This window comes from Neoroseomonas eburnea (assembly GCF_018129005.1).
GTDB classification, from domain to species: Bacteria; Pseudomonadota; Alphaproteobacteria; order Acetobacterales; family Acetobacteraceae; genus Neoroseomonas; species Neoroseomonas eburnea.
Genome location: NZ_JAAEDL010000019.1, coordinates 48895 through 61641, shown reverse-complemented (window position 1 = coordinate 61641; position 12747 = coordinate 48895). Strand labels below are relative to the sequence as shown.

General features: G+C 71.6%; 13 protein-coding genes. 10 read left to right on the top strand and 3 right to left on the bottom strand.

Going from position 1 to position 12747, the window contains the following annotated elements:
• Positions 1-9 precede the first annotated feature (9 nt).
• From rseP to gloA, 8 genes are all read left to right on the top strand, one after another.
• Positions 10-1110 carry an RIP metalloprotease RseP gene (rseP, locus tag GXW74_RS18380; protein WP_211847996.1) on the top strand — a complete coding sequence of 367 codons (1101 nt, stop codon included), beginning with the start codon at positions 10-12 and terminating at the stop codon, positions 1108-1110.
• A gap of 408 nt (positions 1111-1518) precedes the next feature.
• A complete protein-coding gene (bamA, locus tag GXW74_RS18375; RefSeq protein WP_246523631.1) occupies positions 1519-3831 on the top strand; it encodes an outer membrane protein assembly factor BamA in 2313 nt (770 codons plus the stop codon).
• A gap of 18 nt (positions 3832-3849) precedes the next feature.
• A complete protein-coding gene (locus GXW74_RS18370) occupies positions 3850-4635 on the top strand; it encodes an OmpH family outer membrane protein (protein ID WP_211847995.1) in 786 nt (261 codons plus the stop codon).
• Between the two features lie 3 nt (positions 4636-4638).
• The gene (lpxD, locus tag GXW74_RS18365) at positions 4639-5661 is read left to right on the top strand and encodes a UDP-3-O-(3-hydroxymyristoyl)glucosamine N-acyltransferase (protein ID WP_211847994.1); all 1023 of its coding nucleotides are present in this window, start codon (positions 4639-4641) and stop codon (positions 5659-5661) included.
• A 17-nt stretch (positions 5662-5678) separates the two neighbouring features.
• Positions 5679-6161 carry a 3-hydroxyacyl-ACP dehydratase FabZ gene (gene fabZ, locus GXW74_RS18360; protein WP_211847993.1) on the top strand — a complete coding sequence of 161 codons (483 nt, stop codon included), beginning with the start codon at positions 5679-5681 and terminating at the stop codon, positions 6159-6161.
• A gap of 2 nt (positions 6162-6163) precedes the next feature.
• The gene (lpxA, locus tag GXW74_RS18355) at positions 6164-6985 is read left to right on the top strand and encodes an acyl-ACP--UDP-N-acetylglucosamine O-acyltransferase (RefSeq protein ID WP_211847992.1); all 822 of its coding nucleotides are present in this window, start codon (positions 6164-6166) and stop codon (positions 6983-6985) included.
• Between the two features lie 18 nt (positions 6986-7003).
• Positions 7004-7855 carry an LpxI family protein gene (locus GXW74_RS18350; RefSeq protein WP_211847991.1) on the top strand — a complete coding sequence of 284 codons (852 nt, stop codon included), beginning with the start codon at positions 7004-7006 and terminating at the stop codon, positions 7853-7855.
• A complete protein-coding gene (gloA, locus tag GXW74_RS18345; RefSeq protein WP_211847990.1) occupies positions 7852-8247 on the top strand; it encodes a lactoylglutathione lyase in 396 nt (131 codons plus the stop codon). Before GXW74_RS18350 ends, gloA begins: the two co-directional genes overlap by 4 nt.
• Before the next feature lie 21 nt (positions 8248-8268).
• Here gloA and GXW74_RS18340 read toward each other — a convergent pair whose 3' ends face one another.
• Both GXW74_RS18340 and GXW74_RS18335 read right to left on the bottom strand, forming a co-directional pair.
• Entirely contained in the window at positions 8269-8568 is a 300-nt protein-coding gene (locus GXW74_RS18340) for a DUF2218 domain-containing protein (protein ID WP_211847989.1), read from the bottom strand.
• Positions 8568-9152, bottom strand: coding sequence for a PadR family transcriptional regulator (locus tag GXW74_RS18335; protein WP_211847988.1), 585 nt, complete (start codon positions 9150-9152; stop codon positions 8568-8570). The genes GXW74_RS18340 and GXW74_RS18335 overlap by 1 nt, the downstream gene beginning before the upstream one ends.
• Before the next feature lie 156 nt (positions 9153-9308).
• Between GXW74_RS18335 and GXW74_RS18330 the strand changes: the two genes are divergently transcribed.
• Both GXW74_RS18330 and GXW74_RS28655 read left to right on the top strand, forming a co-directional pair.
• Positions 9309-10697 carry a YcjX family protein gene (locus tag GXW74_RS18330; RefSeq protein ID WP_211847987.1) on the top strand — a complete coding sequence of 463 codons (1389 nt, stop codon included), beginning with the start codon at positions 9309-9311 and terminating at the stop codon, positions 10695-10697.
• Positions 10694-11617 (top strand): DUF697 domain-containing protein, encoded by a 924-nt coding sequence (locus GXW74_RS28655; RefSeq protein WP_211847986.1) that lies wholly within the window; start codon positions 10694-10696, stop codon positions 11615-11617. Before GXW74_RS18330 ends, GXW74_RS28655 begins: the two co-directional genes overlap by 4 nt.
• Before the next feature lie 139 nt (positions 11618-11756).
• Here GXW74_RS28655 and GXW74_RS18320 read toward each other — a convergent pair whose 3' ends face one another.
• The gene (locus tag GXW74_RS18320; RefSeq protein WP_211847985.1) at positions 11757-12740 is read right to left on the bottom strand and encodes a Bug family tripartite tricarboxylate transporter substrate binding protein; all 984 of its coding nucleotides are present in this window, start codon (positions 12738-12740) and stop codon (positions 11757-11759) included.
• Between the last annotated feature and the right edge of the window lie 7 nt (positions 12741-12747).

The window sequence follows — 12747 nt, the reverse complement described above, 5'->3', positions numbered from 1 at the left end:
CGGACCCCCATGGATCTCCTGCCCGACCCCTTCCGCACCATCCTCGCCTTCCTGGTGGTGCTCGGGGTGCTCATCTTCGTGCATGAACTCGGCCACTATCTCGCGGCGCGCTGGCGCGGCGTGCATGTGGAGCGCTTCTCGATCGGCTTCGGCCGCGCGATCGCGTCCTGGCACGACAGGCGGGGCTGCGAATGGCGCATCGGCTGGATGCCGCTCGGCGGCTACGTGAAGATGCACGGGATGGAGCATGCCGGCGACGCGGCACCCGAACCCGGCACCTACCGGCCGGGCGAGGCCTTCCACGAAAAGAGCGTCGGCGACCGGGCGATCGTCGTCTTCGCCGGCCCGGCCTTCAATTTCCTGCTGGCGGCGGTGCTGTTTGCCCTTGTCTTCGCGACCTACGGGCGGCCGATGGGCTCGACGGCGGTGCAGACGGTGGTGGCCGGGTCCGCCGCGGAGCGGGCGGGCATCCTCCCCGGGGATCGGATCATCGGCCTGGACGGGGAGCCGGTGGCGCGGTTCGAGGAGTTGCAGCGCCACATCCAGTCGCGTGCGAACCAGCCGGTCGAGGTGCTGCTGCGGCGCGGCGAGGCCGAGGTGAAGGTCATCGCCACGCCGGCCGTGCGGCCGGATGACGGGCGCGGCATGCTCGGCATCACCGGCGGGGCGATCGAGCGCGAGCGCCTCGACCCGGTGAGCGCGGTGGTCGCCGGCACCTGGCACATGGTGTCGGTCTCTGGCCAGACGCTGCAGGGGGTGTGGCAGATGATCTCCGGCGCCCGCGGCGCGGAGGAAATCGGCGGCCCGCTGCGCATCGCGCAATTGTCGGGCGAGGTCGCGGAGATGGGGGTGGTCTCGCTCATCACCTTCATCGCGCTGCTGTCGGTGAACCTCGCGCTGATCAACCTGTTCCCCATCCCGATCCTGGATGGCGGGCATCTGGTCTTCTATGCGGCGGAGGCGATTCGCGGCCGGCCGCTGACCGCGCAGGCGCAGGAATATGCGTTCCGCGGCGGGTTCGCGCTGCTGGTGACGCTGATGCTGCTGGCGACCTGGAACGACCTGACGCAGCTCGGCATCGTCCGCTGGGTGGCCTCGCTCGTGGGTTGACGGCGGCGGCCCGCGGCTTGCCAGCGGGGAATCACCCGTCGCCGTCGGTCGGGGGGAGCAGCGCCGAGTTCGGCCGAGCGCAACCGCCGATGCGTGCTGCCTGCATGCCGTCGGGCGGGGTGGGCGGCCGGCGCCAAGCCCATGAGGAATCGACGAAAACCCGCCGCAAGGCATGCCTTGGGGCGGGGCCGCGAGGTGCGGGTGGCGGCGGCGCCCCGCCGGTGTCCCGCATGACGCCAGCGCGGCCTGATCGGCGCCGCCCGGCGTCTGGGGGCGTCATCGGCGACCCTCCCTCGGCGACCTTCCGGACGTGGCTGGCTGCCGCGGGGCGCTCCGGGGGTGGCGGGGGGTGGTCGGCTCGGTTAGTGTGCGGCCCCCTCGTCAGCCCCAAGATCAGGTATCGATTCGTTGTCCAGGCTGCGCACCCTCCTGCTCGTCCTCGCCGCCCTCGTGCTGGCAGTCCCGTCCTCGGCGCAGGCGCCAGGCCGCGTGGCCTCCATCGAGGTGCAGGGCAACCAGCGTATCGAGGCCGATACCATCCGGTCCTACATGCTGGTGCAGCCGGGCGAACCGGCCGATCCCGACCGGCTCGACCGCAGCTTGCGGGCGCTCTTCGCGACCGGGCTGTTCCGCGATGTCGAGGTCCGGCCCGAAGGCAACCGCGTGGTCGTGCGGGTGGTCGAGAACCCGCTCGTCAACCGCGTTGGCTTCGAAGGCAACCGCCGCGTCACCAGCGACGTGTTGCGCGGCGAGGTGCAGCTTCGTCCGCGCGCCGTCTTCACGCCAGCGGCAGCGCAGGCCGACCGACAGCGGATCCTCGAGATCTACGCCCGCCGCGGTCGCTTCGGCGCAACCGTGGAGCCCAAGATCATCGAGCTCGACCAGAACCGCGTCGATGTCGTCTTCGAGATCAATGAGGGTGAGGTCGCGCTGGTCGCGCGCATCAACTTCGTCGGCAACGAGAGCTATTCGGACGGACGGCTGAAGGAGATCGTGGCGACGCGCGAGCAGGCCTGGTACCGGCTGCTGTCGAGCAGCGACACCTACGACCCGGACCGCCTCGCCTTCGACCGTGAGCTGCTGCGCCGCTTCTACCTGCGCCAGGGCTATGCCGACGTGCAGATCACCGGCGCGACGGCGGAACTCGCCCCCGACCGCAGCGGCTTCTTCATCACCTACACCATCGACGAAGGGCCGCGGTACCGCATCGGCAGCATCGACGTGACCAGCACGCTGCGCGGCCTCGACCCGGCGACGGTGCGCGGCGAGATCCCGGTTTCGGTCGGCGACTGGTACGACGGCGACGCGGTGGAGCGCGCCGACAACGAGCTGACCGATCTGCTCGGGACGCGCGGCTTCCCCTTCGCCAGTGTGGAGCCGCGCGTCGTGCGGAACCGGGACGCGCGCACCGTCGACCTGACCTTCGAGATCAGCGAGGGGCCGCGCGCCTTCGTCGAGCGCATCGAGATCACCGGCAACACGCGCACCCAGGACCGCGTGATCCGCCGGGAGTTCCGCCTCGCGGAAGGCGACCCGCTGGTGGTCCAGCAGGTGCGGCGGTCGCGCGACCGCATCCGCAGCCTCGGCTTCTTCTCAGACGTGCAGATCAACACCCAGCCGGGCTCGGCCCCCGACAGGACGATCCTGAACACCCAGGTGACGGAGCGGGCCACCGGCGAGTTCACCCTCGGCGGCGGCTACTCGACCGATGCCGGCTTCCTCGCCGACATCGGCCTGCGCGAGCGCAACCTGCTCGGCACCGGCGTCGATGCGCGCGTCAACCTGACCCTCGCGCAGTACCGCAGCCAGGTGGACATCTCGGTGACCGACCCGCAGTTCCTCGAACGCAACCTCGCCGCCGGCGCGGACGTGTTCCTGGTGCAGCGCGACCTCACCGATACCTCGGGCTACAGCGAACGCCGCGCCGGCTTCGCGCTGCGCATGGGCTACGAGATCAACGAGCACCTGCGCCAGTCCTGGTCCTACTCGCTGGTCGACCGCGAACTCTACGACGTGGACGAGAACGCCTCCCGCTTCGTGCGGGAGCAGGAAGGCCGGACCCTGCTGAGCCAGGTGTCCACGACGCTGACCTATGATCGCCGCGACAGCCGCATCGAGCCGCGGCGCGGCTATGTCGCGCGCGTCGGCGCCGACTTCGCCGGCATCGGCGGCGATGTCCACTACGTGCGCCTGCGCGCCGACGGGCAGTACTACATTCCCTTCGAGCGCATGCTCGGCGACCCGGACTACGTGCTGGTGCTGGCGGCCGGCGGCGGCTACCTCGAGCCCTATAACGACAACGACACCCGCATCGTCGACCGCTTCTTCCTCGGCGGCGAGAACCTGCGCGGCTTCGCCCTCGGCGGCGCCGGCCCGCGCGACATCTCGACCAATGACAGCCTCGGCGGGCAGGTGATGTGGACGAGCTCGGCGGAATTCCGCTTCCCGCTGCCGGTGCCGAGCGAACTCGGCTTCATCGGGCGTGCCTTCGTCGACGTGGGCTCGCTCTCAGGCCTTCCGTCGAGCGTGAACAATTCCGGCTGTCCCACGACAGTACCGGACTGCGTGCGCGACGATTCCTCGCCGCGTGTCGGCGCCGGCGTCGGCATCTCGTGGCGCAGCCCGATCGGGCTGATCAACATCGACCTCGCCCAGGCGCTGGTGAAGAAGTCCTACGACGAGACGCAGGTCTTCCGCCTTGGCTTCGGCACCCGTTTCTGATCCAGGAAGTTGCCTGACATGATCCGTTTTGCTCCGGCCGCCCTCGCGGTGGCCCTCGTCGCCTTTCCTGCGGCAGCACAGCAGGGGCAGTGGTTCGTCCCCGGCCAGCAGGGCCAGGGCGGCCAGGCGCAGGGACAGGCGCAGCGGCCGGCCCAGGCGCCGGCGCGGCCCGGACAGGCGCCGGGACAACGCCCGGCACAGGCTCCGCCTCCGCTGGCGCCGGGCCAGCCGCCGCCGGCCCCCGTGATCGGCATCGTCGATGTGCCGGAGATCCAGCGCGTCTCGACCGCCTTCACCCAGGTGCGCGAAGCGATCGAGCAGCGCCGCGGCCGGCTGAACGAGGACCTGCAGCAGGAGCAGCAGCGCTGGCGCGACGAGCAGCAGCGCCTCGCGACCGATCGCGCCACGCTGACGCCCGAGCAGCTTCGGACGCGCGAGCGTGAACTCCAGGACCGCATCACAGACAGCCAGCGCGTGCTGCGCGAGCGCGCCCGCGACATCGAGCAGCTCGCGCAGACCGCGCTGCGCGAGATCGAGCAGGCGCTCGGCGTCGTCATCCGCCAGGTGGCGAGCAGCCGCAGCGTGAACATCGTGCTGCCGCGCCCGCTGGTGATCTTCAACGAGCCCCCCTTCGACCTGACGGAGGAGGTGGCGGCGCAGCTCAACCGCATGATCCCGAGCGTCAACCTGCCGGCCGAGACGGCCGGCGCGGCGCCGGCCGCGCAGCAACCGGCACAGCAGCGCCCCGCCCAGCCGCCGCGGCAGGGCGCCGCGCAGCCGCAGGGCCAGCAGCGGCGGAACTGAGCCGTGGGGGCGGATCCGCGCTTTTTCCCGGCCCGCGGGGCCCTCGGCCTGGCGGCCATCGCGGCTGCCGCCGGGGCCCGCTTCGGCGGCGATGGCACAAGGCTTTTCACCGATGTCGCGCCGCTCGCGGATGCCGGGCCGGATGAGGTCGCCTATCTCGAAGGACGCCGTCACGCCGCCGCGCTGAAGACGACGCGCGCCGGCGCCGTGCTGGTTTCGCCGGATGTCGAGGCGGAGGTGCCCGAAGGCTGCGTCGCGCTGGTCTGCGAGGCGCCGCAGCTTGCCTTCGCGCGCGTCGCGGCGCTGTTCCATCCGCGGCCGGCGCCGGTCCCGGGCATCCATCCCACGGCGGCGATCGCCGCCGACGCGACGGTCGGGGAGGGGTGCGAAATCGGCCCCTTCGCCGTGGTCGGTGCCGGGGCGGAGATCGGGCCTGGCTGCATCCTCGGGCCGCATGCGGTCGTCGGGCCCGGCTGCGTGCTGGGTGCCGGGTCGATCCTGCGGGCGCATGCCTCGATGCTGCACTGCCTGGCCGGTGCTTCCGTGGTGCTGAACGAAGGCGTGCGGGTCGGCAATGAGGGCTTCGGCTTCGTCACCACGAAGGCCGGGGAGCACGTGACCGTGCCGCAGCTCGGTCGCGTCATCCTGGGCGATGGCGTCGAGATCGGCGCCAATTCCACCGTCGACCGCGGGGCGGCGGGCGATACCGTGCTCGGCGCGGGCACGCGGCTCGACAACCTGGTGCAGGTCGGCCACAACGTGAAAATGGGCCGTGGCTGCGTGATCGTGGCGCAGGTCGGCATCGCCGGCTCCGTGGAACTCGGCAACTTCGTCGTCGTTGCGGGGCAGGCGGGCATCGCCGGCCACGTGACGCTCGGCGACGGGGTGCGGGTGGGGGCCCAGGCCGGCGTCATGGCCAACGTGCCGGCCGGCACCGACGTGGTCGGCAGCCCGGCCTGGCCGGCCAGGGAATTCATGCGCGCTATCACGCGGCTGCGGCAGCTCGCCGTGCCTAAGAGGAACTGAGAGACGGGCGGGACGTCATGAGCAGCGAACACGACACGGCCACGAATGCACCGCGCGAGGTGAGTACCTTCGACATCGCGCAGATCATGCACGCCATTCCCCACCGCTACCCCTTCCTGCTGGTGGACCGCGTGGTGGAGCTCGTGAAGAACGACTCCTGCATCGGCATCAAGAACGTCACCATCAACGAGAACTTCTTCCAGGGCCATTTCCCCACCATGCCGGTGATGCCCGGCGTGCTGATCATCGAGTGCATGGCGCAGACCGCCGCCGTGCTGGTGGTGGAGACGCTCGGTCCCGAATGGGCGGGCAAGCTCGTCTACTTCATGACGGTGGACAACGCGAAGTTCCGCAAGCCCGTCGTGCCCGGCGACCAGATGCGCGTGCACGTGAAGAAGGAACGCCAGCGCGGGAACATCTGGAAGTTCTCCGCCGAGGCAAAGGTGGACGGCAAGGTGGTGGCGGAAGCCACCTACGCCGCCATGATCCTGGATCGCTGAACATGACAGACATCCATCCGACCGCGGCGGTCGCCCCAGGCGCCGTCATCGGTACGGGCTGCCGCATCGGGCCCGCATGCGTGGTCGGTCCCGACGTCGTCCTCGGAGACGGCGTCGAACTCGTCTCCCATGTGGTGGTGGACGGGCACACCCGGCTCGGCGCCGGCGTGAAGGTGTTTCCCTTCGCGACCATCGGCATGGCGCCGCAGGACCTGAAGTACAGGGGCGAGCCGACGCGCTGCGAGATCGGCGCGCGCACCCTGGTGCGCGAGCACGCCACCATCCACCGCGGGAGCGTCGGCGGCGCCGGCGTCACGCATGTGGGCGCCGACTGCATGATCATGGCGGTCGCGCATGTCGCGCATGACTGCACGCTGCACGACCGCGTCATCATCGCGAACAACGTGATGCTCGGCGGCCATGTCGAGATCGGCGACACCGTCTTCGTCGGCGGCGGCACGGCGATCCACCAGTTCGTGCGCATCGGCCGCCAGGCGGTGATCGGCGGCATGAGCGGCGTCGAGGCCGACGTGATCCCCTACGGCTCCGCCATGGGAAACCGCGCGCGCATGATCGGGCTGAACCTGATCGGGCTGAAGCGGCGCGGCTTCACCCGCCCGCAGATCCACGCGCTGCGCGGCGCCTTCCGCCTGCTGTTCAAGGAGCCGGGCGTATTCACCGAACGCTTCGCCCAGGCCGAGGCGCGCTGGCCCGAGGACGCGCAGGTCGCGGAGATCCTCGCCTTCATCAAGGCGCCGTCGAAGCGTGGCCTGTGCAAGGCCGGGCGCGACGTCGATGCGGGCGATGAGGACGACACCAACTGATCGCCCGGCGCCGTCGCGATGATCGCGGCTGAACCGCTCGGCGTCATCGCCGGCGGCGGCGGGCTGCCCGTGCGCGTGGCGGAAGCCGTCGCCGCCTCGGGCCGGCCGGTCGTCGTCGTGGTGCTCGAAGGGCATGGCGATGCGGCGGCCTATCCCGCGCTGCCGCATCGCGTCTTCCGCTGGGGCCTGGCGGCGCAGATGCTGGCCTGGCTCAAGCAGCACGGCGTGCGGCAGGTGGTGCTGGCGGGGACGGTCGCACGGCCGTCGCTGCTCTCCCTGCGGCCGGATGCGGCGGGGATGAAGCTGCTTGCGCGCATCGGCAAGGCGGCCTTCTCCGGCGACGATTCGATCCTGCGCGCGGTGATGAAGGTGCTGGCGGAGGACGGGTTCGAGGTGCTCGGCGCGCAGCAGGTGCTGGCCGGGCTGCTGCCGCCGGCGGCGTTGCTGGCGGGGCCGCAGCCCGATGACCTCGCGCGCGCCGACATCCAGCGCGGGCTTGCCGTGTGCCGCGCGCTCGGCGCCGTCGATGTCGGCCAGGGCTGCGTCGTGCAACAGGGGCTGGTCCTCGCCGTCGAAGCGATCGAGGGCACCGACGCGATGCTGGACCGATGCGGCAGGCTGCATCGCGAAGGACCTGGCGGCGTCCTGGTGAAATGCGTCAAGCCCGGCCAGTCGCGCCTGGCGGACCTGCCGACCATCGGGCCGCGCACCGTCGATGCCGCCGCCGCCGCCGGGCTTCGCGGCTTGGCCTTCGAGGCCAACGGCACCATCCTTCTCGATCGAGACACCACTATCGCCCGGGCACGGGAGGCGGGGCTCTTCCTGCTGGCCTTCGACCCGGCGGACTTCACGGAAGGAACGACAGCATGAGCGAAGGCCGCTTCCTGCACACCATGCTCCGGGTCGGCAACCTGGACCGCAGCATCGCCTTCTACACTCAGCTTCTCGGCATGACGGAACTGCGCCGGCGCGACGTGCCGGACGGCAAGTACACGCTCGTCTTCCTCGGCTACGGGGACGGCAACGCCTCCGGCGCCGGCGAGATCGAGCTGACCTACAACTACGGCGTGGAGAAGTACGAGATGGGCACCGCCTTCGGCCACCTCGCCGTCGGCGTGCCGGACGTCGCCGCGGCCTGCGAGAAGGTGCGCGCCGCCGGCGGCAAGGTGACGCGCGAAGCCGGGCCGGTGAAGTTCGGCACCACCATCATCGCCTTCGTCGAAGACCCGGACGGCTACAAGATCGAGCTGATCCAGCGCTGACCGCCCGGGCTGCCTGCGCCTTCAGGGCGCGGGCGGCGTCCGGCTCCAGGCGATCTCGAGCGCCTCGCGGAAGGCGAAGCGTTCGAGATGGCTGCCGACGACGTGCTCCAGCCTCGCCAGCGCCTCGTCATCGGCCGCCGCGACGCGCAGGACCAGGGCATCCTCGGCCGAGGCGTCCAGCTCGCAAGGGCCGAACGGGAAGTCGATGCGCCCCAGCCGCCCGTCGCAGCTCGCCGGCACCTTGTGGCCGAAATGCTTGCAGAGCTGGCCGAGATAGCGGCGCGGCGAGGCGGTCGCGACGCGCGCTTCAGAGCGCAGCATCAGCTCTTCTCCACGGCGCTGGCGGCGGCATCGATCGCCGCGGCCACCGCATCGGCCTCCGCCGGGCTCAGCGGGCCGCGCGACAGGCGCAGCCGCAGGGCCAGCTTGAGGTTTTCCATGGCTCGGATCACCTGCGGCGCGGGGCCGCCGCTGCCGGCCTCGTCCATCCGCGCGAGCAGCGCGTCCAGCGCCGGGCGGTTCGCCTCGAGGAAGGCACGGCCCTGCCCGGTGATGACGTGCAGCTTGCGGTTGCCCTCCTCGGCCGCCTCGACCGTCACGTAGCCGAGTTCCTCGAGCAGGGTGAGCGTCGGGTAGATCACGCCGGGGCTCGGGCTGTAGGCGCCGGCCACGCGCTCCTCGATCGCCTTGATGATCTCGTAGCCGTGGCGCGGCTTCTCCGCGATCAGGTGCAGGATGACGAGGCGCAGGTCGCCATGGGCGAAGAACCGCCCGAGCCCGCCGCCGCCACGCCCGCGCCAGGGATGACCATGGCGACCGGGGTTCCCGTCCTCCTGGCGTGCGAAGCGACGCCCGTGATGATGGCCATGCCCGTGATGATGACCATGAAACTGTCTGTGATGCATATCGGCCTCCACCGAATTCGATCTATCGGGAAATAAGATATGTCGAAACACAGTCGAATTCAAGCCCATTTCGGGGCCGGGCGGTTGCCCAAGCCGACGGCCGGGTGCGACCCTTGGCCATGACCGATTTCCCCCGGCGGCGCTGACGACCGCCCCATGGATCCGCTTTCCCTGCTCCGGGTCGTTCTCGACACCACCGAGGACGCCGCCCGCGCCCTGATCGGCCGCGAGCGCATCCGGCTCGCCGTCACCGGGCTGTCGCGCGCGGGCAAGACGGTCTTCCTCACCTCGCTGATCGCGAATCTGCTCGCCGCGGGGCGTGGCGCGCGCACGCTGCCCGCGCTGTCGGATGCGGCGGGCGGGCGCATCCGCCGCGTCTTCGTCGTGCCGGCGGACACCGAGACGGTGCCGCGCTTCGATCCCGATGCCCATCTCGGCGCGCTGGCCGCCGACCCGCCACGCTGGCCGGAGCGGACCGAGGATTTCTCCACTCTCTCCCTCGCCATCGACGTGGAGCGGCGCACCTCGCTCGGCGGGCTGCTGCCCGAGCGCCGCGTCACGCTCGACCTGATCGACTATCCCGGCGAATGGCTGCTCGACCTGCCGATGCTGCGGCAGGGCCATGCGGCCTGGTCGGCCGAGACCCTGGCGCGCCTGCGCCGCGGCACGCGCGCGGCGGCAGCGGCCGATTTCCTCGCCTTCATCGACTCCCTGCCGCCCGAAGCGCCCGCCGAGGACGTGCTGGCGAAGCGCGGCTTCACCCTCTACCGCGACGCCCTGCGCGCCTGCCGCGACACGCACGGGCTGCGCTTCCTGCAACCCGGCCGCTTCCTCAATCCGGGTCCGCGCGGGGAGGCGCCGCTGCTCTGGTTCTTCCCGCTGCCGGACTCCGTGCGCGGCGGCCTCGCCGATCTCTGCGCGCGACGCTACGCGGCCTATCTCGACGACCAGCGGGCCAACTTCCTCGACCCCTTCTTCTCGCGCTTCCATCGCCAGGTGGTGCTGGTGGACGTGCTCGGCGCTTTGCATGCGGGGCAGGAAGCCTTCACCGACACGGCCGAGGCGCTGGCCGCCGTCGCCGCCATCATCTCCGGCGCCAATTGGCTGGAGCGGCTGCTCGGCGCCGCGCCCTCGCGTGTCGCCTTCGCCGCCACCAAGGCGGACCACGTGCCGACGCGGGCGCGGGATTCGCTGGCGGCGCTGGTGGAGCACATCACCCTCGGCGCGCGGGGGCGGGCGGAGGCCTCCGGCGCCACCGTCTCCTGCCATGCCGTCGCCGCCATCCGCTGCACCGAGGATGCCGTCGCGCGGCTGGAAGGCCAGGCGGTCGCCGCCGTCCGCGGGGTGCTTTTGCAGGAAGGCGTCGGCGCCACCATCTATCCGGGCGAGGTGCCGATGAAACCGCCCGAACCCGCCTTCTGGGATGCCGGCCTGTTCAGCATGCCGGAATTCCGCCCGCCGCGCCTCGACCGCCATGGGGCGTCGGGGATGCCGCATCTTGGGCTGGACGCACTGCTCGCCTGGCTCGTGGCGGACCTGCTGTGACCCCGCCAGGCGACCGGCGGGAGGATGGCGCGACCGGCCTGCGCACGCCCACACCCGGCGCGGCCCCGGCGCCGCGGGTGATCCTGGACGAAGGTGCGGCCCCTGCGCCGCGGCTCGATTTCGGATGGGAGAAGGCGGTGGCCGTCGTGGCGCCGCCCGGCAGCCGCGGCTGGTCTTCGCTCGCGCTGCTCGGCGCGGGCGCGGCGGTGCTGGTGCTCGGCCTGTCGCTGCTGGAGGCGGGGAATTTCGTCGCGGCGCAGTTCGCCCGCGCGGCCTGGCTCGGCTGGCTGACGCTGGCCGTCGCGGTCGGCGGCTTCGGGCTGGTCTTCGCGGCGATCGGGCGGGAGGCGCGCGGCTATCTCGCGCTGCGCACGGTGGACCGGGCACGCGCGGCGCATGCCCGCGGAGACGTCGCGGTGCTGCAGGCGGAGCTTGAGGCCTGGCAGGCGCGTCTGCCGCCCGGCCTTCCACGCACCGGGAACCTGCGCGACATGCCGATGGACGCGGCCTGCGCGCTGGTGGAAGCGAAGACCCTGGCGCCGATCGCGCAGGATGCGGCTGCGCTCGGCCGCGCCGCGGCGATGCAGGCCTTCGCGGTGACGGCGGTCAGCCCGTCCCCGGGGCTCGATGCGCTGGTCTTCGCCTGGCGCGGCATTCGGCTGGTGCGGCAGGTGGCGGCGTTGCACGGCTTTCGGCCCGGCATCGCCGGGACCGTGTCCCTGCTGCGGCGCGTGGCGCTGGATGCGGCGACGGTCGCTGCGACCGACGTCGCGGTGGATGCGATGGTCCGCGGTGTGCTGAGCAGCCGAATTGCCGAACATGTGGCAGGCGAGGCCGCCGCGGCGGCGGTCGCTGCGCGGCGGATGATCCTGCTCGCGCGCACGGCGGATGAGGCGTGCCGGATCCTGCCGCGCGGCTGAAGGTCGGGGGGAGGGAACTCCCCCCGATCCCCCCTCCTTCTTTGATCACCTGGATGGGCGCACGCGGCGCGCCGGGTGCTCCTTGCCGACAGACAGAAAAAGGAGGGGGTCCGGGGGAGTTCACTCCCCCGGCCTTCCTTCACCCTTCCAGCCGGACGTTCGCCGCCCGCGCCACCTCGCGCCACTTGGCGATTTCGTTGCGGATGAACGCCGCGTAGTCCTCGGGCGTGCCCGGATCGGCCACCGCGCCCATCTGCGCAATACGCCCCGAGATCGCCGGATCGCGCAGCACGGCGACGACGTCGGCGTTGATGCGGCGGATGATCTCCGCCGGCGTGCCGGCGGGCGCCACCAGGCCGCTCCAACCCGCTGCCTCATAGCCCGGCACCAGGGTTTCCGCGATCGTCGGCACCTCCGGCAACTGCGGCACACGGCGCGCGGAGCACAGAGCGATCGGTTTCACGCGCCCTTCGCGGATATGAGGCAGGGCGGAGGCGACGCTGTCCGTCATCAGCTTCACATTGCCGGCGATGACATCGGCGATCGCCGGCCCGCTGCCGCGGTAGTGCACGATGTTGAAGCGGATGTTGGCGCGCAGCATCAGCAGCTCCGCCGCCATGTGCTGGCTGGTGGCGGGGCCGGCCGAGGCCATGTCCAGCGCGCCCGGCCGCTCCCGCGCCGCCGCCGCGACCTCCTGCATCGTGTTCTGCGGCAGGGAGGGATGCGCGATCACCAGCAGCGGCACCATCGCCACGTTGCTGATGGCGGCGAAATCCTTCTCCGCGTCATAGGGGATGCGCGGCAGCACGGAGGGATTCACGCCGAGGGTGCCGGAGGTGCCGGCGATCAGCGTGTAGCCGTCCGGCGCCGAGCGCGCGCCGGCTTCCAGTGCCGGGGCGCCGGCGCCGCCGCCGCGGTTCTCCACGATCACGCGCTGCGGCCAGCGCTTGGAAAGCTCGTCCGCCACCAGCCGCGTCATGATGTCCGAGGCCTGGCCCGGCGGGAACGGCACGATGATGCGCACCGGGCGGTTCGGCCAGTCGGACTGCGCACGGGCGATGGCGGACAGCAGGGGCAGGGAGGCCGCGGCGAGAATCGCGCGACGGCCGGGTGTGCGGATCATGATGGTT